The sequence below is a fragment of the Variovorax sp. EL159 genome, assembly GCF_900100965.1.
GTDB lineage: Bacteria > Pseudomonadota > Gammaproteobacteria > Burkholderiales > Burkholderiaceae_C > Variovorax.
In genome coordinates this window covers 127,758-152,880 of record NZ_FMUJ01000003.1, presented here as the reverse complement: position 1 = coordinate 152,880, position 25,123 = coordinate 127,758, and the positions used below count along the sequence as shown (strand labels likewise).

The following is a 25,123-nucleotide window of genomic DNA, read 5'->3' as shown; positions in this document are numbered from 1 at the left end:
TCAGAACTTCGGCAGGCCGGGCGGGTTGGTCTCGGACTTCGGCAAAGCCTCTTCGGCCAGGCTCCAGCGTGCGAGCGCCTTGGCATAGGTGCCGTTGCGGATCAGGCCGTTGGTTGCCGTGGTCAGCGCCGCGGCCAGGCCGCTGCCCTTGCGCGTGGCAATCGCCACGTCGGACTTCAGCGGCCAGCCGGCGTTGACCGTGCCCACCAGCCGAAGTTGCCCGTTCTTTGCGGCCTCGTACGCCTGCGGTGCATTGGGGTTGAAGTTGGCATCGACGCGCTTGGTGGTCACCGCCAGCCAGCGCGTCACATCGTCGTCGTAGTACTGGATCTCGACCGGCTTCAGGCCGGCGGCGATGTTCTGCTTGTTCCATTCGAGCAGGATGCGTTCTTGATTGGTGCCCGCGCCGGTCGTGAGCTTCAGGCCCGCCACATCCTTCGGTGCCTTGATCGACGTGATGGCGCTGTCGGTGCGCACGTAGAAGCCGTGCAGGCCCAGCCGGTAGGTCGAGAAGTCGAACTTCTCCTTGCGCTGCTCGGTCACGCCCACGTTGGAGATCACCGCGTCGTACTTGCCCGAACTCAGGCCCAGCGGCCAGTCGGCCCAGGCGATGGGCTGCAGGTCGAGCTTGCGGCCCAGGGCCTCGGCAACGAGGTGCGCAAAGTCGGCGTCGAAGCCGACCACCGTTTTGGCATCGGTGGCGTAGGTGGAGATCGGCGGCGCGAAAGGTGCCACCGCGATGGTGAGCACGCCTTCCTTCACGAACTTGAAGCTGGGTGGAATGGCGTTGACGGCCTCGGCGTCCTTGCCCGTGTGGAGGCGGCCAGCCTGCTCGGGGCTGAAGTCGAATTTGTCGGCGGCGTGCGCAGTCGTCAGGGCCGTCAAAGCCGTCAGGCCGAGAGTGGTCAGCACGGCTGCCTTGTTCTTGAATGACATGGTTTCTGGATGACAGTCGGGCTTCAGTTCTTCGGCAGGCCGGGCGGATTGGTGCGCGCCACCGAGATCGCCTCCGAACTCAGGTTCCAGCGCGACAGCGCCTTGGCGTAGTTGCCGTTCTTGATCTGCGCGTTCAGCCCCAGCGTGATGGCCTCGGCAATGCCCGAGCCCTTGCGCGAGGTGACGGCGATCTCGGCATCCAGCGGCCAGCCGCCCGACACCAGCCCTGCAAGGCGCGTCTTGCCATCGCGCGCCTCGTAGGCCGCAAGGGCGTTGGGGCCCACGTAGGCATCGGCGCGACCCGACTGGATCGCCAGGCGCTGCACCACATCGTCGTCGTAGTACTGCAGCTCGACCGGCTTGAGCCCGGCGGCAATGTTCTGCTTGTTCCAGCGCAAGAGGATCTGCTCCTGGTTGGTGCTGGCGCTGACGATGATCCGGAGCCCTGCGATGTCCTTGGGCTCCTTGATCGCGCCGATCTTGCTGTCGGACTTCACGTAGATGCCGAGCTGGTCGTTGCGGTAGGTCGAAAAGTCGAACTTCTCCTTGCGCTCTTCCGTCACCGTCACGTTCGACACCACCACATCGAACTTGCCCGACTGCAGGCCCAGCGGCCAGTCGGCCCAGTTGGTGGGCACCAGTTCGAGCTTGCGCCCCAGGCTGTCGGCCACCAGCTGCGCGATGTCGGGCGCGTTGCCCACGGGCGTCTTGGTGTCGGTGGCATAGGCCGCGAGCGGCAGGCGCCCGACGGTGGTGCCGACGACCAGCACGCCTTCTTTCAGGAACTTGAAGTCCTTCGCGAGCCTGACCGCTTCGTCCAGCTTCTGCGCGCGCGGCCGGTCGGGCTGCGCGGGGTTCAGGTCGCCCACGGACTGGGCCGATGCGGCCAGCGGGAGCAAGGCGGCAATGGCCAGGGCGGACAGGATGCTTCTTCGGTGGTTCATGAGGGGCGATGCAGTGAGAGAAAAAGGAGAAAAGAAAATCAGAGGACCTTGGCCAGAAACTCGGCCGTGCGCGGATGCTCCGGCGCGTTGAACACCTTCTCGGGCGTGCCGGTTTCGAGAATGCGGCCACGCTCCATGAAGACGATGGTGTCGGCCACCTCGCGGGCAAAGCCGATTTCGTGCGTCACGATGACCAGCGTGGTGCCCGAGCGCGCCAGTTCCTTGATGACGGCCAGCACCTCACCCACCAGTTCGGGGTCGAGCGCCGACGTGGGTTCGTCGAACAGCAACACCTTGGGCCTGAGCGCGAGCGCGCGGGCAATCGCCACGCGCTGCTGCTGGCCACCCGACAACTGGCGCGGATAGGCATGCGTCTTGTCGGACAGCCCCACGCGCACCAGCAGCTCGGAAGCCAGCGCTTCAGCGTCGGGCCGTGACAGGCCGCGCACCGAGATCGGCGCTTCGACGATGTTCTCCAGCACCGTGAGGTGCGGGAACAGGTTGAAGTTCTGGAACACCATGCCCACGTCGACACGGCGCTTGAGGATCTCTTTCTCATGCAGCTCGTACAGCGTGTCTTCGTCGCGTCGGTAGCCGATCAGTTCGCCGTCGATGGCGATGAAGCCGTCGTCCACGCGCTCCAGGTGGTTGATGGCGCGCAGCAGCGTCGACTTGCCCGAACCCGATTGGCCGAGGATGACGGTCACGCTGCCGCGTGCCACGTCGAGCGTCACGTCGTCAAGCACCTTGAGCGCGCCAAAGCTCTTCGACACACCGTGGATCGTGACCTCGCCGCCCTGCGTGAGCGGGTCGGTCCACCGGGGCACCTGCACCGGCGCGGGTGCATCGACAGCATCGCTCCCGACCACAGGCGCGGCCTCGGGCGCCTTCGACCGCCACAGCCCGCGCACCACGCCACCCAGCCACGAACGGGGCGGATTGCGCAGCGCGCCGCGCGAGAAATGCCGCTCGACGTAGTGCTGCACCACCGACAACCCCGTGAGGATGATGAGGTACCACACCGTCGCCACCATCAGCAGCGGAATCACTTCCAGGTTGCGCCGGTAGATGATCTGGATCGTGTAGAACAGCTCGGGCAGCGCCAGGATGTAGAGGTTCGACGTGCCCTTGGCCAGCCCGATGATGTCGTTGAAGGCCGTCGGCAAGATGGTGCGCATCGCCTGCGGCAGCACGATGCGAAAAGATTGGCGGCCCCGCGAAAGGCCCAGCGCCGCAGCCGCTTCGAGCTGCCCCTGCTCCACCGACAGGATGCCGCCGCGCACGATCTCCGAGGCAAAGGCCGCCTGGTTCAACGTGAGGCCCAGCAGCGCCGCGATGAACGGGCTGATGAGCTGCGTGGTCGGGTACGAGAAGAAGGTGATGTCGGTAAAGGGCACGCCCAGCGCGACCGTTTCGTACAGGTAGCCCAGGTTGTTGATGATCAGCAGCAGCACGATCACCGGCACCGAACGGAAGATCCAGGTGAACACCCACGACAGCCGCGCCAGCAGCGGCGAGCGCGACACCCGTGCCAGTGCCAGCCCGGTACCGAAGAAGAAGCCGAGCAGCGCGCCGAGTGCCGTCAGCAGCAGCGTGCGGCCCAATCCTTCGAGCACCGGCTCTGCGAAGAACCATTCGGCGAAGACGCCCCATCCCCAACGTGGATTGGTCAGCACCGAATGCAGCACGACGCCGATGACGAGCACCGCGAACACGGTGCCCACCGTGCGCGCCGGATAGCGGGCGGGCACGACGCGGAAGTGCGAGTAGTCGCCTTTTGCCGGCGCAATTGGCGCTGTCGGCGCGATGCGCGGCGGCGGTGCGGGCTCGGGCCGCGACGGGGCGCGTGCCGGTGCGGGAATTCGCGGCTCGGGGACGGCGTCAAGAACGGTGGTGTTCATCGCTGCGCCGCCTCCGCCACGGCCGCGACGGGCCGGCTGTGATGGCGCGCGGTGGCCAGGTGCTTCTCGAACGGCAGCTTGCGCGGCGTCTCGGGGTCGGCGACCTCATCGAACAACGCGGTGTAGCCATGGCCACGGTACAGGCCCACGGCCTCGGGCTGGCGAAAGCCGGTCGTGAGGTAGATGCGCTCGTAGCCCTGGCGCAACACCTGCGCCTCCAGCTCCAGCAGCACCTTGCTCGCAAGGCCCTGGCGCCGCAGGTCGGCATGCGTCCACACGCGCTTCAGTTCGGCCGTTCGCTCGTCGTGCCGCATGAAGGCGCCACCGCCGATCGCCACGCCATCGCGCAGCAGCAGCACGAAATTGCCATGCGGCGGTGCGAACACCTCGGCCGGATAGCGGTCGATCTCGCGCGGCGCACCGGGCTCGCGCAGCACGTCGCCATAGCGGGTGTCGTACTCGAAGGTCAGGCCCTCGATCAACGGCTTCGCACGCGGATCGAGCGGCGTGGTGTAGAGGAACTGTTCGCTCATGGGGTTGTCTCCTGGGGAACTTCATCCGAGAGAAAGCGCTCGGCCAGCCGCACCCAGTAGATGGCCGCGGGCGCGAGGATCGCGTCGTTGAAGTCGTAGTGCGGGCTGTGCAGCGAAGCGCTGTCGCCGTTGCCGAAGAACACGTAGCTGCCGGGGCGCGCCTGCAGCATGAAGGCGAAGTCTTCGCTGGCGGTGCGCGGGCGGAATGCGGCATCGACGCGGCCGGCACCGAAGGTGTGGAGCGCCACTTCGCGGGCGAAGGTGGTCTCGGCCTCGTGGTTGATGACGGGCGGAAAGCCGAGCCGATAGTTGACGTCCGCCGTGGCCCCGAAGCTTTCAGCCTGTGCGCGTGCCAGTGCCGGGATGCGCTGCTGCAGCAAGGCCCGCACCTCGGGCTTGAACGAGCGCGCCGTGAGCTTCAGCTCCACGGTGCCCGGAATCACGTTGGAGGCTTCGCCGCCGTGGATGGACCCCACCGTGACCACGCCCATGTCGAGCGGATTGACGTTGCGCGACACCACGGTCTGCAGCGCCGTGATGAGGTGCGCGCTGACCACGACCGGGTCGATCGTCTCGTGCGGCTGCGCGCCGTGGCCGCCCTTGCCGCGCACGGTGATCTCGGCCTGGTCGATGGCCGCCATCGCGGGGCCCGAGACACAGCCGACATGCCCGGCGCCGACGCAGGGCCAGTTGTGCAGGCCGAAGACCGCATCGCACGGGAAGCGCTCGAACAGGCCTTCGTCGATCATCTGCTTGGCGCCCGCGCCCAGTTCTTCGGCCGGCTGAAAGATCAGGTGCAGCGTGCCGCTGAACTCGCCCGACTGCGCGAGAAAGCGCGCCGCGGCCAGCAGGATGGCGGTGTGGCCGTCATGGCCGCAGGCATGCATCACGCCCGCATTCACGCTGGCGTAGGCCAGGCCCGTGGCCTCGCGGATGGGCAGCGCGTCCATGTCGGCGCGGATGCCCAGGCGCTTGCCGGCACCGCGCCGCAATGTGCCCACCACGCCGGTGCCGGCGATGCCGGTCGTGACCTCGTAGCCCCAGGCGGTCAGCCGCTCGATCACCAGGGCCGAGGTGCGATGCTCCTTGAACGACAGCTCGGGGTGCTGGTGAATGTCGCGTCGCAGCGCGATGAACTCGTCGCCGTAGCTGGCGATAGCCGATTCGACGCGGTGAATGTCCTTGACGGCCGGGCGCGGCAATGCGGCGCCCATCAGGCGGCCTTCTTCACTGCGGGTTCAGCGCCATCCTGCGCGACGTGTCGACTCGCCTTGCGCGGCAGGCCCAGGTGGTCGCGCAGCGTGTGGCCAGGTAGTTCGCGCTGGTAGCGCCCGCGCGCCTCCAGCACCGGAATCACGAACTCGATGAAGTCGTCCAGTCCCTGCCCCAGCACCGGAAAGCCGAGGATGAAGCCGTCGGCCGCGCCCTCGTCCACCCATCGGATGATCTCGTCGGCAATGCGCTCGCCGGTGCCGACGAACTGCGTGCGCGGCGTGGCGACTTCGAGCGCCACTTCGCGCAGCGTCTGGCCCTTGGCTCTGGCGTTGGCCTTGATGCGGTCGGTGGTCGAGCGAAAGCTGTTGCGGCCGATCTCGCCCAGCTCGGGGAACGGCGCGTCCAGCGGGTACTGGCTGAAGTCGTGGTGGTCGAAAAAGCGGCCCAGGTAGGCCAGTGTTTCTTCGACGGTCAGCAGTTCGCGGATCGCGCGGTACTTGGCTTCGGCCTCTTCCTCGGTGGCGGCGACGACCGGGCCGATGCCCGGGAAGATTTTCACGTCGTCGGCCTGTCGGCCCTGCGCCACCGCACTGGCCTTCACCTGCTTGAGGAAGGCGCGCGTTTCCTCGATGGAGGGCGAATGCGTGAACACCGCATCCGCGTACTTGCCCGCGAGCCCGACGCCCGCATCGGACGAACCCGCCTGGAAGATCACCGGCTGCCCCTGTGGCGAGCGCTGGATGTTCAGCGGACCCGCCACGTTGAAGAAGCGGCCCTTGTGGTCGAGCGTGTGCAGCTTCTCGCGGTCGAAGAACCGGCCGGTCTCGCGGTTGCGCGTGAAGGCGTCGTCGTCCCAGCTGTCCCACAGGCCTTGCGTCACCGAGAGATATTCGTCGGCGATCTCGTAGCGCAGCGCATGCTCGGGGTGTGTGCGGCTGTAGTTCTTGGCGCTGCCTTCGAGCGGCGTGGTCACCACGTTCCAGCCCGCGCGCCCGCCGCTGATGAGGTCGAGCGAGGCGAACTGGCGCGCCACCGTGAACGGGTCGCTGTACGAGCTGGAGACGGTGCCCGCCAGACCGATTTTCGAGGTCACGGTCGCGAGCGCCGACAGGATCGAGATGGGCTCGAAGCGGTTCAGGAAATGCGGGATCGACTTCTCGTTGATGTAGAGCCCGTCCGCCACGAAGGCGAAGGCAATGCCCGCCGCCTCGGCCTTCTGCGCGGTGCGCACGAAGAAGTCGAGGTTGACGCTGGCATCGGCCGGCCCGCCCGGGTGCTTCCATGAATTCATGTGGCTGCCGGCACCCTGCAGCATGACGCCGAACTTGATGTTGCTCATGACGATCGCTCTTCTTGACTGGAGAAAAAGGGAAAAGGAGAAAGACTCAGGCCAGTGCGAGTTCACGCGCCTTGGCCAGCAGTTCGACGGAGGCCAAACGCTCCGCGAAACCGGCGACGGGGATGTCGATGACGAACTCCTCGATGCCGTGACGCTCGCTCAGTGCATCGAGTGCGTCGCGCACTTCTTCGCCAGTGCCGGCGATCACATGCGGGCGGCGCTCTTCGGTGCGGTAGTCGGTCACGCCGGCCTGCCGTGCGAACTCGGCTGCAGCTTCGAGGCTGGGCAGGTTGACGCTCTGGCCACTTGGCAGATGCACCTTGAAGCTGCGCAGCGCGCCCACGAGTTGCGCGGCCTTCTCATGCGTTTCTGCCGCGAAGGCAAAGAGCGCGAGCAACGGTGCGCGGCCCGTGGCGGAACGGTAGGCATCAACGGACTGTTCGAGGTTGACCGGGTCGCCGTTGAAGTGCCCCGCGTAGACGAAATCCCAGCCGAGTTGCGCGGCCAGCAGAGCGCTCTCAGGGCTGCCGCCGAGCAACACACGCTGCGGCAACTGCGGCGGATTCGGTGTCGCGACCGCACCAGCCAACGCATGGCCCGAGGCCACGCCGTCATGCAGGAAGGCATCGAGTTCGGCAAGGCGCACGCCGAAGTTGTCGCGCTGCTTCACCGGGTCATGCAGCCACTGCAGCGCCTTGCTGGTGAGCGGCAGGCCACCGGGCGCCTTGCCGATGCCCAGGTCGACGCGGCCCGGTGCCAGCGAGGCCAGCACGCGGAAGGTCTCGGCCACCTTGAACGGGCTGTAGTGCTGCAGCATGACGCCGCCCGTGCCGACACGGATGCGCGAGGTCTTGGCAAGCACATGCGAAGCCAGCACTTCGGGCGCCGACCCCGCGTAATTGCGGTTGCCGTGATGCTCGGCCAGCCAGTAGCGGCGGTAGCCCAGCCGCTCGGCGCTTTGAGCAAGCGCAATGGTGTGCTGGAAAGCCTGCGCGGCGTCGGCGCCTTCAGGGATCAGGCTCTTGTCGAGCAGGGACAGCGAATAGGACACGGTGTGCGGCGAAAGTCGCCCTTGAAAGAATTGCTGCGAATTCTCTTGGGCATCGCGCGCACCGGTTGCGCTGAATTTCTATATCGATATTTGCAGATTGCTCAGTCGCCCGTGCGGTCGAGGATCGACTGCGCCGCGTCGGCCGCGCTGACGAAGGCCGTGTCGATCACGAGACGCGGCGTGGTCCACGGCATGTAGTCATGGCGCTGAACGGAAGCCCATGTGGGTGGCACGAGGCCCTGAATGTCGGAGATGCGCTGTGTGACGCGGCGCTGATGTTCGGCGATATCGGAGCACACGATCTCGACTTCGATCACGCGTGCGTACGTGTCCGCGGCCACGGCCCGCCATGCCTCGCGCGTGAGCTGCAGCGGGTTGACGCAATCGGCCACTACGGTCTGCCCGAGTGCGAGATTCGCGCGGGCCAGCTCATAGGCGACGACGTAGCCCGCAGGCCCCACGTCTTTCGCCAGCACTCTCGCCGACACGATGGCCTACTCGATGGCATCGATGCGCAGGTACACGGCCCGCGAACGCGCGACGATCTCGCGGGCGATGGTGGTCTTGCCTGTGCCGGGCAAGCCGCCCAGAACGATCAGCATGTGTGTCGGTGCCTCCAGGTTGGCCCCGCATGGTGCGGGCCTGGGCCCGCGCTGTCAAAGCACGCGTGCCGCGCTCACCATGAATGCGGCAGCAAGGCCAGCACCGCCGCCGCATGCAACCGGCGCAACGCCCTGACCGGCACATAGCCATGCGGCGCACGGCGCGCGATCTCGCGCGGCGAACTCGGCGGAATGCGCCACGACTTCGCCGTCAAAGCGAGAACATGGCGGGCCTGTGCGGCGGGAGAGTCGAAGAGAAGGCGCTGTGGCATGGCAATGGGAAGGTGAACGCTGCGCCCGATTCTGCGCAGCCCCCTGCCCTTTGCCAAAGACGGATTGCGAGTTTCCTGATGCAGAAAATTCCACCAGGCATGCCATGCACTCACTACGATGGCCTGGGTCAACCCCAAGGACCACAAGGAGCACAGACATGTCGAATCACGTTTACAAGTCGCTCGAGCTGACCGGCTCGTCCTCCACCGGCATCGAAGACGCGGTGCAGACCGCCATTGCCAAGGCGCACGAGACCGTCCGCAATATCCAGTGGTTCACCGTGACCGAAACGCGCGGCCATGTCGTCGATGGCAAGGTCGCGCACTGGCAGGTCACGCTCAAGATCGGCTTCACGCTCGAATAGCGGCTGGCTGCGCGCTCAGACGTAGAGCGCCACGGGGTTCAGCTCGCCTTCCTGCAGCGGCTTCTTTCGCCATCCCATGGCGACCGGCACCTGGTAGAGGCGCTCGTTGCCCAGCTCGGGCCAGATGTGGCACAGGCCGGGCACGACCACCTTCACCGTGCGCAGCGGAATGTCGGGGCGCGAGCAGTCGAGCACCACGGTTTCCATGCCGAGGGCCGAGGCGATGCCGACGCAGCGGCCGATCTCCTCGGCGATGTCGGCATGCGGGGCTGCAGCAGGCGAACGCATCGGTGCGGCGTCGCCCGGCTCGGCGGGCATAAGAAAACGCGGCACGCCTTCCTCATCGCCCGAAGGCGCAACGGAAAGCGTCTTTCCTGCGGCGATCAGCTGCCCCATCTCCGTCAGCGCCCGTTCGCAAGCCAGCACCGCGTCCGGACTGCAACCGAAGCCGATGGCCCAGTCGCCCGTCACGCGATGCCGGCCGATGGCGGCCGAAACAGGAATGCCGAAGTCGTGCGTGATGTCGAGCACCCAGTAGTGCCATGGTGCACCCAGGCTGCGCTCGATGCGTGCCAGGCTCTCGGCAGCCAGTTGCCCCAGGTCGATAGAGGACCTCTGGATTCGTCCGTACCACCAGATGGCGGCGGCGTCGCGCTCGACCAGTTCGAGAAAGCCCTGGAGGATGGCCTCCTCCAGCGTGTTCCCTGCAGCGGAGCCGTTCGATGTCCAGATGGCATGCCGCTGGCTTTCCGTCGTGGCGTTGGCATGGCAGAACGACAACGGGAGATAGCAGCGTTCGTTGGATGTCAGCGACCAGGCCGGTGCCCACCACGCCGACTCGTTCGTCGACAGCACCGGTGCGGCAACCGCATGCGGCGGCATGCTCGCATCGGGTTGCGCGCGCTGCCGGGCGCTGAAGCGTGCGAGGTCCTGCGGCGGGATGCAACGCGCGTCCAACGCCGAGGCGGGCGCAATGACCGTGGCCTCGTCGCCCTGATAGAACGCGGCGTACCGTTCGACCGCTTCGCACAGCGCACTCGCGCGCGATTGCTCGGTGGAGATGCCCTTGCCAAGACAGACCTGAACCAACCCGCCCGCAGAAAGATCGCCGTGAAGGTTCGGCGTCCTGAAGAGTTCGCTGCGGTAGACCGTCAATGCGTCTTCCGCTTGAGCGCCCACGGGAACGACCTGCGTGACGATGCCGCACAGCGGATCGACGTGCGGGGCCAGTCGTTCGAGCGTGGCAGACGCCGGCATCGTGCGCCAGCCACCATCGGACCGGGCCGTGAAAGGTGACGGCGCGAGCGTGATCGGCTGGCGCTGCCGATGCGCCATGAGTTCCGCGTCGCCGCACTGAGGGCACTGGGGCCGCGCCACGACGGCATGCGGCTGCGCGGGGTCGAGCGTCCACAGCGCCTGTGCGGCCTGCGTGACGATGTCTTGCGCCAAAGGAAGCAGCTGCTGCAGCTGTTCACCGACAAAGGCTTCGTCCGCGCGCACCGGCATGGCGATGGTTTCGCCGCCCTGCCTGCCCTGCCACCAGGCTCGCGCGGGCTTGTTGCGCAGCAGGCGGTGCGAGAGGCAATGCCAGCACGCGGTGACTTCCACCGCGTCGGGCGTGAACATCGGCCCGACCATGGCCTGCTCGCCCGTCGGCTTGACCAGCAGCCAAGCATGCTTTGCAGCCCGCTGCCGGGCATCGATCAGTCCGAGCCTGGGGTCGAGATAGTCGTCGCAGAAAACGACGGTGAGGTTGGTGGCGTCTCCCGCCGCGGCGCGTGCCCAGGCAATGGCCGCATCGTGCGCCACGGCTTTCGACAGCAGGATGGCGTCGACGCCTTCGCTCACTGGCACGTGCGCAGGCGGCAGGGAGAAATCGGGAACGACGTGGCGTGCTGCATCGTCCGCCCGCACCGGCCTTGCCATGCCCTGCCGCACCAGCGCTTCGAGCGCATGCAGCATCTCGGCCAGCAGCGCTGGCATGCCCACGGCCTCGCAATGCGATGCAAGGCTCACGCGATCGCGCAGCAATGGGTCGATGGCGCGCACACCGGGCGAACCGAGCATGAACAGGTCCGTCTCGCTCAGCAACAACAGGCCGTTCTGCTGCGCCAGTGGCGGCAGAAACTTGTCGTGCCACTGGAAGGCATCGGTGAAGAAATCCATCGGTGCCGGGTCAGGCCTCGTGCGGCGATCCGAGAGCGAAGCGCGCAACGGTATAGGGCGAACTGCCGGACGTTGCCCGGAATGCGGTCTCGAAGAGCCGGTGCTGTTCGGAGAACTGCGAATAGAGATGGTCTTCGGAGCGCACGCGCATCGCCGGATGGATCGCGGCGATGCGGGCCGAATCTTCGAAGCCCGACACCACCGGCAGATGCATGCCGCCCACCTGCACCGGCATCCTCGCGAGGATCGGATGCACGTAGTCCAGCACGACGACGCTTGCGGGCTTGCACCCGGCGAACCGCGTGGCCAGCGCATGCAGGATGGCTTCGAGGGGCGCTTGCGGAAGATAAGGACACACGCCTTCCAGCATGACGAGCACGGGGCGGTTGCCTGGCAGATCGGCGGCGTCCAGCCATTCAGGCGAAAGGATCGAGCAGGCCAGGTTGCGCTCGCCTGTGTCGGGTGGCATGTGCTGTTCGCGCAGGCGGATGGCTTCCGGCAGATCGATGTTGAGCCAGTTGACGCCACCGCTTTGTATCGCTTGCAGACCCAGCCGGCTGCGGCGCGTGCACAGCCCGGCGCCCAGCGTGATGCCCATGCCGAGCGGATGGGCCGCGAAGAACTCGGCCGCGAAACGGTCGATGAGCGCGGCCCGCAGGACCACGCCCCGGACGAAGGCCGGGTCCTTCGCGTAGGCCGAGAGGTCAAACGGCAGCGCCGCGGCAATGCGGCGCGCCTCGGCATCGAAGAACTCCGACGCCGGAACGACGCTGTCAGACCGGGCCCGGGCGGCCAACGTCAACAGCAGCGTGGCAGAGGCACCTTGCAGCGCGTGCCCCGCCTTGTCGTCAACGTTTTCCGTGGGCAATCCGGCGTCCCTGCAACAAGTCCTGCAGGTTCAGCAGGTGAACGGGTATGCGCTGCCCGTGTGGTTGTACGAAGTCAGCGCGATGGGCCACGAGGCCTCGGCAGCAGGCGCAACCGGGTAGTTGAGCACCACGGTGTTCTTGATCGTGCTGCCATCGGCGTTCTTCAGGTTCCACGCGCCGCGCTCGGCGTCCCACGAGAAGGACGGATTGACGGTGAAGCGAACGAAGAAGTTGTAGGGGTTGTTGTACCCCAGCCATTGGCTCAGCACCGGCGTGGCGTCGCTGTGATCGGCGCGCGTGAGTTCGCGCAGGAACTCTTCCGACTCCCATGCCATCGCGATCGCCCGCAGCACGACGCCGCCGAACGCCAGCATCGATTCCGGGCCGCCGCCCAAGCTGCCCACTTCGTCGAGCGCGGAAAGACCGACAGTCGACGCGGGTGCCGAAGCGGCGCCCGGCTGGTCCGCGAACACGCCGACGGGCCCCATGAAGTCGGGGAAGAACTGGTAGTAGGCAGCGAGCGCTTCCGACGCATTGGCGGTCGGCCGCTCGGGGATCACGATGTCGAAGGCATCGTTGAGGCCTGTCCATCCGCCGGTCAGCTGCGACTTCCACACGGTTCGGCGCGTCGGGTCGTCGATGCGATGAATCGCAATGTCCAGCAGCGGCCACACCGACTTCAGTCCGAAGTCGCGGTTGAGCATCGGCTGGATGTCCTTCTGCGCCAACAGTTCTTCGCGGTAGGCGGTGTCATGCCACGAGCGGGCGATGGCGCGCAGGTAGGCCAGACGAAAGTCCAGCAGCGGGCCGTTGTTCTCGATCCGGTAATCCCTCATGAGGCTTCCTTTCAGGAAATGCACGATCAACTAAAACGCAACCGTGGCCACGGCACGCCGCCCTCCGCGTCAGGCGCCGCAACACACGGGCACGTGGTTGCAATGCGGGAATCGGCAAGGCGGCGCGGCCCCGGTTCGGGTCGCGGCAACGATCCGGCGCGAGGCCGAATTCGGGAGACACTTTTTTACTTTAGCTGACAGTTTGTGATTTCCGTCAGGAAATTTTCAGACGACGCCATGGCATCCGGATCTCGGCTGTCTCCTCGAGTGTGCGGACCTTTGCGTATAAATCGAAAGGGCTCATTACCCCTTCGACACGTGGGCTCAAGCGAAGTCGGTCGACGGCTTTTCCCAGAGGTTCACGCCGCCCTCCACCGCGTACTTGTCGATCTCGGCCAACTCGTCGGCACTCAACGGCGCATGCGCGAGCGCGGCCACGTTGTCGACGATCTGCTCGGGCCGGCTGGCACCGATCAGCGCGGAGCTGACACGCGGATCGCGCAGGGTCCAGGTCAACGCGAGCTGCGCAAGGCTCTGGCCCCGGCGCTGCGCGATCTTGTTCAGCGCGCGAGCGCGCTCCACGTTCGCATCGGACAAATGCTCCTGCTTCAGCGAACCGCCGCCGGGCCGGTTGATGCGCGCATCGGGCGGAATGCCGTGCAGGTACTTGTCGGTCAGCAGCCCTTGCGCGAGCGGCGTGAAGGCAATCACGCCGGCACCCAGGTCGTCGGTGGCCGCGAGCAGGTCTTTCTCGATCCAGCGGTTGAACAGGTTGTAGGCCGGCTGATGGATCAGCAACGGCACCTTCCACTCGCGCAGCAACGCGGCGATCTCGCGCGTCTTGCCGGCCGAGTAGGAAGAAATGCCGATGTAGAGCGCCTTGCCCTGCTGCACGGCCTGGGCCAGTGCCGAGGCGGTTTCTTCGAGCGGCGTGTGCGGATCGAAGCGGTGCGAATAGAAGATGTCGACGTAGTCCACGCCCAGGCGCTGCAGGCTCTGGTCGAGGCTGGCGAGCACGTATTTGCGCGAGCCGCCGCCCTGCCCGTACGGGCCGGGCCACATGTCCCAGCCGGCCTTGCTGGAGATGATGAGCTCGTCGCGATAGGCCTTGAAGTCTTCGCGCAGCAGGCGGCCGAAGTTGGTCTCGGCACTGCCGTACGGCGGGCCGTAGTTGTTGGCCAGGTCGAAGTGGTTGATGCCCAGGTCGAAGGCCGTGCGCAGCAGCTTGCGCTGCACGTCGATGGGCGTGCTGTCGCCGAAGTTGTGCCACAGGCCGAGCGAGATGGCGGGCAAGACGAGCCCGCTGCGGCCGACGCGGCGGTAGGGCATGGCGTCGTAGCGCATGGGGGCGGCGAGATAAGTCATGAGGTGTTTCTAGGCAGAAAGATGTGAAGAAGGAAGGCACGCGTGGCGTGCCCGAGCAGCATGCCTGCGGGCGGATGTCGCCGCAAGCGCCGAAGCCGCTCATTGAAAGCGACGGGTGCGAACGTATCAACGGACACGCGCACGCACAAAGAAGAAAAGCGCGAAACGATATGCAGCGGGCCGAAGCCCCTCCCATCTACTCCGTACTCCGCGCAGCCTCGCCGTCGCCGACCTTGGCCCCGTGGCTTTCGAGCCCTTCCTTCGGCAGCAGCAACGCCAGCGCCACCACACCCAGGCTCACGACCAGCATCATCAGGAACGTGAGATGCAGCGATCCGCCCAGCGCCAGGCGGATGCCCGCGTCTCCGGCGACGGAACCGTGCACGCCCTGCAGCAGCATGCGCAGTTGGTCGTCGCTGAACATCATGGTGCCGTCCCCACGCGTCAACCCGAAGTTGAAGACGGCGCCGAAGAAGGCCGCACCCAACGCGCTGCCCAGGTTGCGCGAGAACACGTTCGAAGCGGTGGCGATGCCTCGCTGCGACAACTCCACGCCTTCCTGGATCAGGATCAATGAAGAAAGGCTCATCACGCCCATGCCAAGGCCGATGATGAAAGAGCCGATGGCGGGCAGCACCGGCGAGCTGCCGGCGCCGAGCAAGGCGAAGGTCGATGTGCCCACCGGGATCAGCGCCGCACCGACCACCACCATGCGCCACAGCCCGATGCGATGAAAGGTGCGCGAGGTCAGCGTCGCGCCGATGGGCCATCCGAGCATGACCATCGTGAGCGTGAGGCCGGCCGTGACCGACGAGCGCTCCAGCACCACCTGCACGTACATCGGCAGAAAGGTCGTGATGCCGATCAGCACCATGCCCGCGAGCATTGCGGCGCCGTTGACGGTCGCGATCATCCGCGCGCCCCAGAGCTTGAGCGACACCATCGGGTCGGCGGCGCGACGCTCCTGCGCGATGAACAGCACCAGCGTGACGACGAACAGCAGGCCCCACGCCAGCGCGACGCCTGAATTGCCGACGCCGAACTCGGTCAGCGCGATCATCAGCGCGGCAATGCCGACGGTGAACAGCACCGCGCCCACCACGTCGATGGACGAGCGGCGCACGGTCGGCGCCTCGTGCAGAAAGAACCAGAAGCCCGCCGCCGCCGCAAGGCCGATGGGCACGTTGACCCAGAAGATCCAGGCCCACGACAGCTTCTGCACGATCAGCGCGCCGATCATCGGGCCGACCACGGCCGACACCGCCCAGACGCTGGCCAGGTAGCCCTGCACCTTGCCACGCTCGCGCGCCGGATACAGGTCGCCCACGATGGTGAGCGACACCGGCTGGATGGCGCCCGCGCCGATGCCCTGGATCAGGCGAAAGCAGATCATGGCCGGCATCGACCACGAGAAGCCGGCAAGCACTGAGCCGATGACGAAGACGGCGATGCCCACGAACATGATGGGCTTGCGCCCGTACAGGTCGGAGAGCTTGCCGAACACCACCGTCATCGCGGTCTGCGCGAGCAGGAAGGATGCGAACACCCAGCTGTACAGATGCAGGCCGCCGAGTTCGGAGGCGATCTGCGGCATGACGGTCGAGACGATGGTGGCCTCGATGGCAACCATGGCCATGGAGGCCATGATCGAAGCGATGACCAGGGGGCGATTTGTTGTGTGTTGATTGGCGCTCATGGGGCTTCTTCGGGCCGGGAAGCGGCCCCCGGACGAAGGTGTCTGGTGGGCGCCGAGGTGGTATTGGCCGCGAAGCCCTCGATGCTATCGGGCCACGCGGTTCCGCGCTTGCACCCGGGTTCTCGCCCGGGTGCGCCTGCTGCAGCTCATCCCGCGTTCAGCCCGCGTTCAGTGCGGAGGTGCCGTCGTAGATGTAGCGGCGCGACCACGGCAGCGTCTTCGCCGCCCTGCCCGCCTTGCGGCCGACGATCTGGTAGATCGCCACGTCGTCGTTCTCGAAGGCATAGGCGCAGCCCGCGAGGTAGATGCGCCAGATGCGGAATTTTTCTTCGTCGACCAGCGCGCGGGCCTTCTCGCTGTTGGCTTCGTAGCTGTCGCTCCAGTGGCGCAGGGTCTGCGCGTAGTGGCGGCGCAGGTTCTCCACGTCGAAGGCTTCGAGGCCGCCCTGCTGCATCGCCTGCAGCGCCAGGCTGATGTGCGGCAGCTCGCCGTTGGGGAACACATAGCGGTCGATGAAGTCGCCGCCGCCATACGACACGCCGCCGCCTTCGGGGTCGGACGAGGTGATGCCGTGGTTCATCACCACGCCGTCGTCGGCCAGCAGTTCCTGCACGCGCTTGAAGTACGCCGGCAGGTTCTTGCGGCCCACGTGCTCGAACATGCCGACGCTGGTGATGCGGTCGAACTGGCCGGTCACGTCGCGGTAGTCCTGCAGGCGGATCTCGATGCGGTCTTGCAGGCCGGCCGCGCGCACGCGCTCGGTGGCCAACTCGAACTGGTTCTGCGACAGCGTGACGCCCACGCAGCGCGCGCCGAACTTCTGCGCCGCGCGAATCACCAACGCGCCCCAGCCGCAGCCGATGTCGAGCAGGGTCTGCCCCGGCTTGAGTTCGATCTTGGTGAGGATGTGGTCTATTTTCTTCAGTTGCGCGGTGGCAAGGTCTTCGTCGCCGTTCTCGAAGTAGGCGCACGAATAGACCATGTTCGGATCGAGCCACAGCTGGTAGAACGCGTTCGACACGTCGTAGTGGTACTCGATGGATTTCTTGTCCGACGACTTGGTGTGCGTGAAGTAGCGCGCCATGTTCTGCAGCGCACCGCTCGGCTTGTCGATCGAGGTCTTGGCCAGCCCGTAGGCAATGTCGATGACGTCGCTGAGCTTGCCCTCGATGTCGATCTTGCTCTTGACGTAGGCCTCGCCCAGGTTGTCGAGCGTGGGCTGCAGCATCAGCGACAGCGCGGCCGGGGACTTGACGTGCAAGGTGACCGCGGGCCCGCTGAAGGTGCCGAAGTCATACGACTGGCCGTCCCACAAGGTCAGGCGCGCAGGCAGGTTGGCACGTGCGCGGACGGCGGCGCTCCACTGCGCCAGCTTCTTTTCCCAAAGCATGCAATTTCTCCATGTTGTTAGGTTCTCCCGGTCGAATGGGCCGGGTTGCTGCAGCGAACAAAACGATAGCGAAATTTTGTGAAGCCTGCATGGTGTGGACAACGCAAGAAATCGCAGTAAGTGCTAGAAGGCAACCCGCGTGCGTTGCGTCCACCATGCCTGCCCGGCGACGTGCCGTGCAACAGCGACCCGAGGCTGCTTCGGGTCGCTTCCGGTCGATCGCGTCAGGCCGCTTCCATCGACTCCGCACCCAGCGCGTCGTTGCCCGCCTCGCCGAGCCAGCGGCGCTTGTCGCGCAGCGGCGGCGCACCGAACATGCGGCCGTATTCGCGCGCGAACTGCGACGGGCTTTCGTAGCCCACGCTGTGCGCGGCCGAGGCCACGTCGGCGCCGGTCAGCAGCATCTGGCGGCGCGCTTCCTGCAGGCGCAGCTGCTTCTGGTACTGCAGCGGGCTCATCGCGGTCACCGCCTTGAAGTGGTGATGGAACGACGACACGCTCATGTGCACCGCGCGCGCCATGTCTTCCACCCGCAGCGACTGCGCGTAGTTGATGCGCAGCGCGCTGATGGCCTTGGTGATGCGCTGCGTGTGGCTGTCCTGCAGCGCGATCTGCCGCAGCCGCGCGCCCTCGCCGTTGACCAGCAGGCGGTACATGATCTCGCGCTTGATGAGCGGCGCCATGATCGGCACGTCTTCCGGCGTGTCGAGCAGCCGCAGCAGGCGCAGCACGGGCTCCAGCACCGGCATGGCGATGCGGTTGACGTACATGCCGCGCGAGGCCGGTGCATTGGCCTTGGCGGGCAGCTTCTCGTCGCCGATCAGCTCGCCGATCTCGTCGACGGCCAGTTCCAGCCGCACGCCGAGGTACGGCTTGTTGTCGCTGGTCAGCCGCACGTGGCCGCACACCGGCAAGTCGACCGAGGTCACCAGGTAGTGCATCGGGTCGTACACGTAGATGTCGTCGCCCACGATGATGCGCTTGGAGCCTTGCGCGATCAGGCCCAGCGCCGGGCTTGCAAAGCCGTGCTTGGGGCCGTCGGGCTTGCTGATGCAATACACCTGCAGGCCGGGCACGGCCGTGATGGTGGTGCCGTCCTGTCCACGCGTGATGTGGTTGATCAACTGCACCAGTTCCTTCCTGGCTTCGTCGAGTTCGGGTTCCAGCGGCATCGGCTGGGCAATGGCAGCAGCGAGTTCGGGTGTTTCGTCGGACATGTTCAGGGCCTTGTCACGGAAGGAGCCACGGCGCACAGCAGGTGGCCGTGGAGGAATGGGCGGTTTGGAGCTTAGCGCTCCTCCCCCGGATTCGCACCTGCCGCAGGGGTGGTCTGGAGAATTAGGCAAAGACTTTGCAGGAACGCGCTCGCCATGCCGGGGCGGCCAGCCGGATACTTTTCGCTGTCGCCCCCGGGCCGTCCGGCCTTTCAGCTCTTTGGGGGGCGCCTCCAACGCAAAGGATTTCTCCATGCAATACCGCAAATTCGGCCGCACCGGCCTCCTGGTTTCCGAACTCTGCCTGGGCACCATGACCTTCGGCGGCTCCTCCGGCATCTGGGGCCAGATCGGCAACCTGCAGCAGTCCGAGGCCGAAGGCCTGCTCGGCCGCGCGTTCGACGCCGGCATCAACTTCATCGACACCGCGGACGTGTACTCGGAAGGCCAGTCCGAAGTCATCACCGGGCAGGCGCTGAAAAACCTCAAGGCCCCGCGCGACAGCTTCGTGCTGGCCACCAAGGTGCTCGGCGAAACCGGCAGCAAGGGCGTCAACTCGGCCGGGGCGTCGCGCTTTCACATCATGGATGGCGTCAAGGCCAGCCTGAAGCGCCTGCAACTCGATCACATCGACCTCTACCAGATCCACGGCTTCGACCCGATCACACCCATCGAGGAAACGGTGCACGCGCTCGACAACCTCGTGCAGCAAGGCCATGTGCGCTACGTGGGCGTGTCGAACTGGGCCGCCTGGCAGATCGCCAAGGCGCTGGGCATCGCCGAGCGCGACCGGCTCGCGCGCTTCGAGTCGCTGCAGGCCTACTACACCATCGCCGGGCGCGACCTCGAACGCGAACTGGCACCACTGCTGCGCAGCGAAAGCGTGGGCCTGATGGTCTGGAGCCCGCTGGCGGGTGGCCTCCTGAGCGGCAAGTACGGCCGCGACACCGAAGCCGAAAAGGGCAGCCGCCGCACCACCTTCGATTTTCCGCCGGTGAACGTCGACCGCGCCTACGACTGCATCGACGCGATGCGCGTGCTGGCCGATGCGCGCAAGGTGTCGGTGGCGCAGATCGCGCTGGCATGGCTGCTGCACCAGCAGGTGGTGACCAGCGTGATCATCGGCGCCAAGCGCGTCGAGCAACTCGACGACAACATCGCGGCCACGACCATCAAGCTGACGGCCGACGAGCTCGCCACGCTCGACAAGGTGAGCGCGCTGCCGGCCGAATACCCGGGCTGGATGCTGGAGCGCCAGGGCGGCGTGCGCGCCAAGCGCCTGGCCGAATCAGGCCAGCGCGGCTGAGGCTTCTTCTTCGTCTGCGTAGCGCTGCGCCGCGGATCGACGCGCGGCGTGGGCCGCCGTCGCGCGCAGCGCACGCAGGTCGATGTGGCGGGCCGCGGCCGCCGCATCGGGCGCGGCCAGGTGCGGCACCACGCCGAGCAGCGGCGCACCGAGGCGCGCGCGCAGGGTCTGCAGATTGGCATCGGGCGCGAGCATCTGCGGATCGACCGCGCTCGCGATCCATCCTGCCAGCGTGAGCCCGCGCGCGCGGATCGCTTCCGCACTCAGCAATGCATGGCTAAGGCAGCCCAGCCGCAGCCCGACCACGAGGATCACCGGCAGCTGCAGTGCCGTGGCGAGATCGGCGCTGTCGAGGTCATCGCCCAACGGCACGCAGAAGCCGCCGACGCCTTCGACGATGACCGCATCGGCTTGTCGCGCCAGCGCCTCGAAGGCCGACTGCAGCACCGGCAGTTCGATCCGCACGCCTTCGTCCCTCGCAGCGAGATGGGGCGACATCGGCGCGCGCAGCACATACGGGCATCGCAAGGCCAGCGGCGCATCGACGTTGCCGGCCGCATGCAGCCGCACCACGTCTTCGTTCTGCCACGCGCCATCGATCATCTCGACGCCGGCCGCGACAGGCTTCATGCCGACCGCGCGCAAGCCCGACGACGCCAGCAAGTGCAGCATCGCGCTGCTGGCCAGCGTCTTGCCGATGCCGGTGTCGGTGCCGGTGACGAACCAGTGGCGGCCTGTCATGCCGCCTCCTGCATCGGCTGCGAAAGCGCCACGCCCAGCGCATCGACCAGGCGCGCGACGTCGGCCCGGCTGTGGCTGGCCGACAGCGCGATGCGCAGCCGCGCCGTACCAACTGGCACCGTCGGCGGACGGATCGCGCCCACACGCAGGCCGCGCGCATCGAGCTGTGCCATCGTCCGCATCGCGCGTGCGTTGTCGCCGACGATCAGTGGCTGGATCGCGGTGGGCGATTCAGGCAGGCACGCGCTGCCATCCGCGGGCAACACCGCCTTCACGCCCTCGCGCAACTGGGCGATGCGGGCTTGCAGTGCAGCGCGGCGCGCGGCGCCCTCCTCGCCTTCGATCAGCGTCAGGCTGGCCAGCAGCGCATGCGCCACCGCCGGCGGCGCGGCGGTGGTGAAGATGTAGGGCCGCGCGCGCTGCACGAGGTAATCGATGACGGTGCGGTGCGCCGCCACGAAAGCGCCCGACACGCCCGCCGCCTTGCCCAGCGTGCCGATGAGCACCAGCCGCTCGGAATGCAGGCCCAGCGCCTGCACCACGCCACGGCCGGTGTCGCCCAACACGCCGAAGCCGTGCGCGTCGTCGACGACCAGCCAGGCGTCGTGCCGCTCGGCCAGCGCCAGCAGTTGATGCACGGGCGCGAGGTGGCCGTCCATGCTGAACACCGCGTCGCTCACGATCAGCTTGACCGGTGCATCGCAGGCACCCAGCATGGCGTCGAGCGCGGCCACGTCGCAATGCGGGTAGCGCTCGACGCGCGCCTTGGCCAACCGCGCGCCGTCGATCAGCGAGGCATGGTTGAGCGCCTCCGAGAAGATCACCGCCTCGGCACCACCCAGCGCCGACAGCACCGCGAGGTTGGCCATGTAGCCGGTGCAGAAGAACAGGCTCTGCGCCTCGGGAATGAAGGGCGCCATCCAGTCGGCCAGTCGCTCTTCGAGCTGCGCATGCGCACGCGAGTGGCCGAGGATCAGGTGCGAGCCGCCGCTGCCCGTGCCATAGCGCGCCGCGCCTTCGGCCCAGGCCGCCGCCAGCGCGGGGTGCGCGGCCAGCCCGAGGTAGTCGTTGCTGCTGAAGCCGAGCATGGTGCGCGGCGCGGTGGTGCCAGCCAGCGTGAGCGATTGTTCGGGGGCGCAGGCTGTTTCGGCGATCTGGCGGCGGCGGCGCAGCGACTGCGCGTCGAGCGCGGCGATCTCGCCCTGCAGGCGTTCAAGCAAGCGCGACATCGCAGACCCCTTCTTCTGTCGAATTACCGGTCGAGACATCCGCCAGCGTGGCGAGCGTGCCGTCGACCAGCCGGTCGATCTCGCCATCGTCGATCACGTACGGCGGCATGAGGTAGACGGTGGCGCCGATGGGGCGCATCAGCAATCCGTTGGCGCGCGCCGCGAGGTGAAAGCGTTCGGCAAAACGCGGGCCGGGCGTGCGCACATCGAAGGCCGTGATCATTCCGCGTTGCCGCAGGTGATCGACCGGTTGGCCGGCCAGCCCTTCGCGCAGCCGCTGCAGCAGCCGGTCGGCGCGATCCCGGTTGCTGCGCAGCGCGTCTTCACGCTCGAACAGGTCGAGCGTGGCGAGCGCGGCGCGGCAGGCCAGTGCATTGCCGGTGTACGAATGCGAATGCAGAAAGCTGCGCGCCACGTCGTCGTCGACGAAGCTCTCGTAGATGGCGTCGCGCGCCATCACCAGCGCCAGCGGCAGGTAGCCGCCGCTGATGCCTTTCGACAGGCACAGGAAGTCGGGCCAGATGCCCGCTTGCTCACATGCGAAGAAAGTGCCGGTGCGACCGCAGCCGACAGCGATCTCGTCGGCGATGAGGTGCACGCCGTAACGGTCGCACAGGGCGCGCACCAGCCGCAGGTACACGGGGTCGTGCATCGCCATGCCGGTGGCGCACTGCACCAGCGGCTCGACGATCACGGCGGCGATGGTGTCGTGCTGTTCGGCCAGCAGCGCTTCGAGCTCGCCGGCGGCGCGGCAAGCAACGGCGATGGCGTCTTCACCGGGCTGTGCGTTGCGTGCATCGGGCGATGCGACCAGATGGGCATTCGCGAGCAAGGGCGCGTAGGCATCGCGGAACACTGGCACATCGGTCACATGCAAGGCACCCAGCGTCTCGCCGTGGTAACCCTGCTTCAGCGCCACGAAGCGCTGCTTGCCGCCACGCCCGGCGTTACGCCAGGCGTGGAAGCTCATCTTCAGCGCGATCTCCACGGCCGAAGCGCCGTCGGAGGCATAGAAGCAATGGCCCAGCGCGTGCCCCGTCAGCGCGGACAGGCGCTCGGCCAGTTCCACCGCCGGCGCATGCGTGCAGCCCGCGAGCATCACGTGCGCGAAGGTGTCGAGCTGGTCCTTCAGCGCCGCGTTGATGGCCGGATGCGCGTGGCCGAACAGGTTGACCCACCACGAGCTGGTGGCGTCGAGGTAGCGACGGCCCTCGTGGTCGATGAGCCAAGCGCCCTCGCCGCGTGCAATGGGCAAAGGCGGCACCGCGTCGAGGCGGATGCTCTGCGTGCACGGATGCCAGACATGGCGCCGGCTGCGTTGCTGCAAGGCGGCGTTGCCGCGCGCGGAGGATGTGGAAGATGGGGAAGGCAAGACAGTCGTCGAAGGCACCCGCGCATTCCTTTCTTGTTCGGAAAAAGCTCCGTCCGTCGAGAGGAACAGGAGGCAAGGCGCGGGATCGTATCGACGCCGGAGGGGCGCGGCAAACGCCTGGGCCGCGTGTGAAATGGCAGCGGATTGCGCGACGTTTCACTTCGTACGCCACGTGTTCGGCGCAACGTCGGGCAACAAGACGGCTTCACGCATGCACAGGGCTCGCAAGGATTGCTGCAAGTTGTCCGGCCAGCGCCATCGATGGCATCGAGTTGTCCGGTTCTCGCGAGCCTGCGGGCAAGACTCCAGTATTCGGACGCGCCAATTGGCCGATTTCAGCCACCCACGGCCCGGCCCTCTGCAAGATGTGCGTCTTCAGTCTTTGGAAGTCAGCCGCGCTTCTCGGCATTGCGCCTGCGCGTCGCGGCGGCCTTCTTCGCCGAGGCCGACCGTTCAGCCGCCGTGCGATGCGCAGCAGCGGCACCACCGAGGCGACCGCCCTTGCGCGCCGGCGCATGGTTCACCGTCTTGCCGCGCCCGGAGCCGCTCTTCTTGCCGCCACCGGTCTCCGCGTTCACAGTCGCCCAGGCGCGGCGTTCGGCTTCGTCCCTGGGTAAGCCACGCTGTTCGTAGCTTTCCTCGATGTGTTCGGCTTGCCGCTTCTGCTTGTCCGTGTAGGACGACTTGTCGCCTCTTGGCATGTCAACGCTCCTTCGGGTTGAGAAGCCTTCATGCTGGGCGGCTGGCACCCGCCGTGGGTAAGAAGACGCACGCGTCGCGCGTCAGCCTTGTCTGGCGCGCAGCGGTGCGAGCGCGTCAGGCGCCCGGTTTCATGCGGCGCAGGTGCGCCAGCATTTCCTCGCGCACCACGCCCGTGATGTGGCTGCGCCGCCCGTTCTCCAGCATGCCCAGCCGGCGCGCGATGGGCCGGCCCGGCAGCTGCAGCACGCACAGCGCGGGGTCGCTCTCCCAGTCGAAATTCTTCAGCAGCGGCGCCATGGTGAAGCCGACGTTCTTGCGCACCAGCTCCGCAATCGCAAGCAGCGAGTTGAGTTCGAGGAACTCCTTCGGAACGAGCTGCAGCCGCCGCAGGATGCGGTCGATGCGCGCGCCCGTCGGCGTGCGCCGGTCGAAGCGGATGAAGGGGTGCGTGGCGAACAGGCTCGCGATGTTCGTGTCGGGCGAAGCAATGCCCGAGTTGGCGATGACGGCGAGCGTCTCGTCATAGCAAGGCGTCCACAGCAGGCCCGGCACTTCGGGCCACTGCCGCTCGACCACCACGGCCGCGTCGAGCTCGCCGCTCACCACGTCCTGCATCAGTTGCGTCTGCTCTCGCACGCGCAACTCGACCTCGAGGTTGGGGTGCAGCGACTTGAGCACCGCCAGCGTGCTCGACAGCAAACCCATGGCCGTGATCAGCGAGCCGAGCTTGATGTTGCCGGCGATCTGCCGCTGGTCCTGCAAGTCGCGCCGCATCGATTCGTACTGCGCCAGCAGTTCTTCGGCACGCGGCAGCAGCAGGTGACCGGCCGGGCTCAGCACCATGGTGCGGCCGGTCTTGTCGAACAGCGTCTTCTTCATTTCTGCTTCGAGCGCGCGCATCTGCTGGCCGACTGCCGCCTGCGTCAGGGCCACCTGGTCGGCCGCAGCGGCAAAGGAACCACCGCGCGCGGCGGCCACGAAGGTGCGAAGAAAACGGATGGTGCTCACGGGTGGGCAGGCGACAAAAGATAAATAAATCCTTTATCAACTCTAAATGATTTTTAAATTTATTTTTTCCT

General features: G+C 66.8%; 24 protein-coding genes. 2 read left to right on the top strand and 22 right to left on the bottom strand.

Annotated elements, in window-relative coordinates; genetic code table 11:
• From BLQ28_RS12870 to BLQ28_RS32955, 10 genes are all read right to left on the bottom strand, one after another.
• Positions 1–936, bottom strand: a complete 936-nt coding sequence (locus tag BLQ28_RS12870) for an ABC transporter substrate-binding protein (RefSeq protein ID WP_093239701.1) — start codon at positions 934–936, stop codon at positions 1–3.
• A 23-nt stretch (positions 937–959) separates the two neighbouring features.
• Positions 960–1,880: an ABC transporter substrate-binding protein gene (locus BLQ28_RS12865; protein ID WP_093239699.1), complete on the bottom strand. Its 921-nt coding sequence runs from the start codon at positions 1,878–1,880 to the stop codon at positions 960–962.
• A 38-nt stretch (positions 1,881–1,918) separates the two neighbouring features.
• Positions 1,919–3,781 carry an amino acid ABC transporter permease/ATP-binding protein gene (locus BLQ28_RS33445; protein WP_093239698.1) on the bottom strand — a complete coding sequence of 621 codons (1,863 nt, stop codon included), beginning with the start codon at positions 3,779–3,781 and terminating at the stop codon, positions 1,919–1,921.
• Positions 3,778–4,314 carry a GNAT family N-acetyltransferase gene (locus BLQ28_RS12855; RefSeq protein WP_093239696.1) on the bottom strand — a complete coding sequence of 179 codons (537 nt, stop codon included), beginning with the start codon at positions 4,312–4,314 and terminating at the stop codon, positions 3,778–3,780. Before BLQ28_RS12855 ends, BLQ28_RS33445 begins: the two co-directional genes overlap by 4 nt.
• Positions 4,311–5,528 (bottom strand): M20 aminoacylase family protein, encoded by a 1,218-nt coding sequence (locus tag BLQ28_RS12850; RefSeq protein WP_093239695.1) that lies wholly within the window; start codon positions 5,526–5,528, stop codon positions 4,311–4,313. The genes BLQ28_RS12855 and BLQ28_RS12850 overlap by 4 nt, the downstream gene beginning before the upstream one ends.
• A complete protein-coding gene (locus tag BLQ28_RS12845; protein ID WP_093239693.1) occupies positions 5,528–6,868 on the bottom strand; it encodes an LLM class flavin-dependent oxidoreductase in 1,341 nt (446 codons plus the stop codon). Before BLQ28_RS12845 ends, BLQ28_RS12850 begins: the two co-directional genes overlap by 1 nt.
• Positions 6,869–6,914: 46 nt before the next feature.
• Positions 6,915–7,919: an LLM class flavin-dependent oxidoreductase gene (locus tag BLQ28_RS12840; RefSeq protein WP_093239691.1), complete on the bottom strand. Its 1,005-nt coding sequence runs from the start codon at positions 7,917–7,919 to the stop codon at positions 6,915–6,917.
• 101 nt (positions 7,920–8,020) lie between these two features.
• The gene (locus tag BLQ28_RS12835; RefSeq protein WP_371126641.1) at positions 8,021–8,407 is read right to left on the bottom strand and encodes a P-loop nucleotide/nucleoside kinase family protein; all 387 of its coding nucleotides are present in this window, start codon (positions 8,405–8,407) and stop codon (positions 8,021–8,023) included.
• 6 nt (positions 8,408–8,413) lie between these two features.
• Complete coding sequence (locus BLQ28_RS33495) at positions 8,414–8,521, bottom strand: P-loop nucleotide/nucleoside kinase family protein (protein ID WP_371126640.1); 108 nt, start codon at positions 8,519–8,521, stop codon at positions 8,414–8,416.
• Between the two features lie 74 nt (positions 8,522–8,595).
• Positions 8,596–8,925 carry a hypothetical protein gene (locus BLQ28_RS32955; protein ID WP_218121928.1) on the bottom strand — a complete coding sequence of 110 codons (330 nt, stop codon included), beginning with the start codon at positions 8,923–8,925 and terminating at the stop codon, positions 8,596–8,598.
• Positions 8,926–8,951: 26 nt separating this feature from the next.
• On the opposite strand from BLQ28_RS32955, the gene BLQ28_RS12830 reads away from it, so the two are divergent.
• Entirely contained in the window at positions 8,952–9,158 is a 207-nt protein-coding gene (locus BLQ28_RS12830; RefSeq protein ID WP_093239690.1) for a dodecin, read from the top strand.
• Between the two features lie 15 nt (positions 9,159–9,173).
• Here BLQ28_RS12830 and BLQ28_RS12825 read toward each other — a convergent pair whose 3' ends face one another.
• The 7 genes from BLQ28_RS12825 to BLQ28_RS12795 form a co-directional block, all read right to left on the bottom strand.
• Positions 9,174–11,324, bottom strand: coding sequence for a TOMM precursor leader peptide-binding protein (locus BLQ28_RS12825; protein WP_093239688.1), 2,151 nt, complete (start codon positions 11,322–11,324; stop codon positions 9,174–9,176).
• 10 nt (positions 11,325–11,334) lie between these two features.
• Positions 11,335–12,192, bottom strand: coding sequence for a class I SAM-dependent methyltransferase (locus BLQ28_RS12820; RefSeq protein ID WP_256327280.1), 858 nt, complete (start codon positions 12,190–12,192; stop codon positions 11,335–11,337).
• Between the two features lie 30 nt (positions 12,193–12,222).
• Positions 12,223–13,029, bottom strand: coding sequence for a BMA_0021/BMA_0022 family TOMM bacteriocin (locus tag BLQ28_RS12815; protein ID WP_093239687.1), 807 nt, complete (start codon positions 13,027–13,029; stop codon positions 12,223–12,225).
• 324 nt (positions 13,030–13,353) lie between these two features.
• On the bottom strand, positions 13,354–14,394 hold the full coding sequence (gene mgrA, locus BLQ28_RS12810) for an L-glyceraldehyde 3-phosphate reductase (protein WP_093239685.1): 1,041 nt from the start codon (positions 14,392–14,394) through the stop codon (positions 13,354–13,356).
• 196 nt (positions 14,395–14,590) lie between these two features.
• The gene (locus tag BLQ28_RS12805; protein WP_093239684.1) at positions 14,591–16,090 is read right to left on the bottom strand and encodes an MFS transporter; all 1,500 of its coding nucleotides are present in this window, start codon (positions 16,088–16,090) and stop codon (positions 14,591–14,593) included.
• Positions 16,091–16,247: 157 nt separating this feature from the next.
• On the bottom strand, positions 16,248–17,480 hold the full coding sequence (locus BLQ28_RS12800; RefSeq protein WP_093239682.1) for an SAM-dependent methyltransferase: 1,233 nt from the start codon (positions 17,478–17,480) through the stop codon (positions 16,248–16,250).
• A 224-nt stretch (positions 17,481–17,704) separates the two neighbouring features.
• Positions 17,705–18,697 (bottom strand): AraC family transcriptional regulator, encoded by a 993-nt coding sequence (locus tag BLQ28_RS12795; RefSeq protein WP_093239681.1) that lies wholly within the window; start codon positions 18,695–18,697, stop codon positions 17,705–17,707.
• A gap of 250 nt (positions 18,698–18,947) precedes the next feature.
• Between BLQ28_RS12795 and BLQ28_RS12790 the strand changes: the two genes are divergently transcribed.
• Positions 18,948–20,000: an aldo/keto reductase gene (locus BLQ28_RS12790; RefSeq protein ID WP_093239679.1), complete on the top strand. Its 1,053-nt coding sequence runs from the start codon at positions 18,948–18,950 to the stop codon at positions 19,998–20,000.
• Here BLQ28_RS12790 and bioD read toward each other — a convergent pair.
• The 5 genes from bioD to BLQ28_RS12765 all read right to left on the bottom strand — a co-directional run bounded on the left by bioD (position 19,983) and on the right by BLQ28_RS12765 (position 25,052).
• Positions 19,983–20,741 carry a dethiobiotin synthase gene (gene bioD / locus BLQ28_RS12785; protein WP_093239678.1) on the bottom strand — a complete coding sequence of 253 codons (759 nt, stop codon included), beginning with the start codon at positions 20,739–20,741 and terminating at the stop codon, positions 19,983–19,985. The two genes, BLQ28_RS12790 and bioD, sit on opposite strands and share 18 nt — an antisense overlap.
• Positions 20,738–21,970, bottom strand: a complete 1,233-nt coding sequence (bioF, locus tag BLQ28_RS12780) for an 8-amino-7-oxononanoate synthase (protein ID WP_093239676.1) — start codon at positions 21,968–21,970, stop codon at positions 20,738–20,740. The genes bioD and bioF overlap by 4 nt, the downstream gene beginning before the upstream one ends.
• Positions 21,954–23,360, bottom strand: coding sequence for an adenosylmethionine--8-amino-7-oxononanoate transaminase (gene bioA / locus BLQ28_RS12775; RefSeq protein ID WP_371126639.1), 1,407 nt, complete (start codon positions 23,358–23,360; stop codon positions 21,954–21,956). Before bioA ends, bioF begins: the two co-directional genes overlap by 17 nt.
• A gap of 371 nt (positions 23,361–23,731) precedes the next feature.
• The gene (locus tag BLQ28_RS12770; protein WP_093239673.1) at positions 23,732–24,043 is read right to left on the bottom strand and encodes a plasmid stabilization protein; all 312 of its coding nucleotides are present in this window, start codon (positions 24,041–24,043) and stop codon (positions 23,732–23,734) included.
• A 115-nt stretch (positions 24,044–24,158) separates the two neighbouring features.
• Positions 24,159–25,052, bottom strand: a complete 894-nt coding sequence (locus BLQ28_RS12765; RefSeq protein ID WP_093239671.1) for a LysR substrate-binding domain-containing protein — start codon at positions 25,050–25,052, stop codon at positions 24,159–24,161.
• Positions 25,053–25,123: the final 71 nt, after the last annotated feature.

Coding starts and splice junctions, on each gene's coding strand:
- BLQ28_RS12870 (WP_093239701.1), bottom strand. CDS start 936: ATGTCATTCAAGAACAAGGCAGCCGTGCTGACCACTCTCGGCCTGACG.
- BLQ28_RS12865 (WP_093239699.1), bottom strand. CDS start 1,880: ATGAACCACCGAAGAAGCATCCTGTCCGCCCTGGCCATTGCCGCCTTG.
- BLQ28_RS33445 (WP_093239698.1), bottom strand. CDS start 3,781: ATGAACACCACCGTTCTTGACGCCGTCCCCGAGCCGCGAATTCCCGCA.
- BLQ28_RS12855 (WP_093239696.1), bottom strand. CDS start 4,314: ATGAGCGAACAGTTCCTCTACACCACGCCGCTCGATCCGCGTGCGAAG.
- BLQ28_RS12850 (WP_093239695.1), bottom strand. CDS start 5,528: ATGGGCGCCGCATTGCCGCGCCCGGCCGTCAAGGACATTCACCGCGTC.
- BLQ28_RS12845 (WP_093239693.1), bottom strand. CDS start 6,868: ATGAGCAACATCAAGTTCGGCGTCATGCTGCAGGGTGCCGGCAGCCAC.
- BLQ28_RS33495 (WP_371126640.1), bottom strand. CDS start 8,521: ATGCTGATCGTTCTGGGCGGCTTGCCCGGCACAGGCAAGACCACCATC.
- BLQ28_RS12830 (WP_093239690.1), top strand. CDS start 8,952: ATGTCGAATCACGTTTACAAGTCGCTCGAGCTGACCGGCTCGTCCTCC.
- BLQ28_RS12825 (WP_093239688.1), bottom strand. CDS start 11,324: ATGGATTTCTTCACCGATGCCTTCCAGTGGCACGACAAGTTTCTGCCG.
- BLQ28_RS12815 (WP_093239687.1), bottom strand. CDS start 13,029: ATGAGGGATTACCGGATCGAGAACAACGGCCCGCTGCTGGACTTTCGT.
- mgrA (WP_093239685.1), bottom strand. CDS start 14,394: ATGACTTATCTCGCCGCCCCCATGCGCTACGACGCCATGCCCTACCGC.
- BLQ28_RS12805 (WP_093239684.1), bottom strand. CDS start 16,090: ATGAGCGCCAATCAACACACAACAAATCGCCCCCTGGTCATCGCTTCG.
- BLQ28_RS12800 (WP_093239682.1), bottom strand. CDS start 17,480: ATGCTTTGGGAAAAGAAGCTGGCGCAGTGGAGCGCCGCCGTCCGCGCA.
- BLQ28_RS12795 (WP_093239681.1), bottom strand. CDS start 18,697: ATGTCCGACGAAACACCCGAACTCGCTGCTGCCATTGCCCAGCCGATG.
- BLQ28_RS12790 (WP_093239679.1), top strand. CDS start 18,948: ATGCAATACCGCAAATTCGGCCGCACCGGCCTCCTGGTTTCCGAACTC.
- bioD (WP_093239678.1), bottom strand. CDS start 20,741: ATGACAGGCCGCCACTGGTTCGTCACCGGCACCGACACCGGCATCGGC.
- bioF (WP_093239676.1), bottom strand. CDS start 21,970: ATGTCGCGCTTGCTTGAACGCCTGCAGGGCGAGATCGCCGCGCTCGAC.
- BLQ28_RS12770 (WP_093239673.1), bottom strand. CDS start 24,043: ATGCCAAGAGGCGACAAGTCGTCCTACACGGACAAGCAGAAGCGGCAA.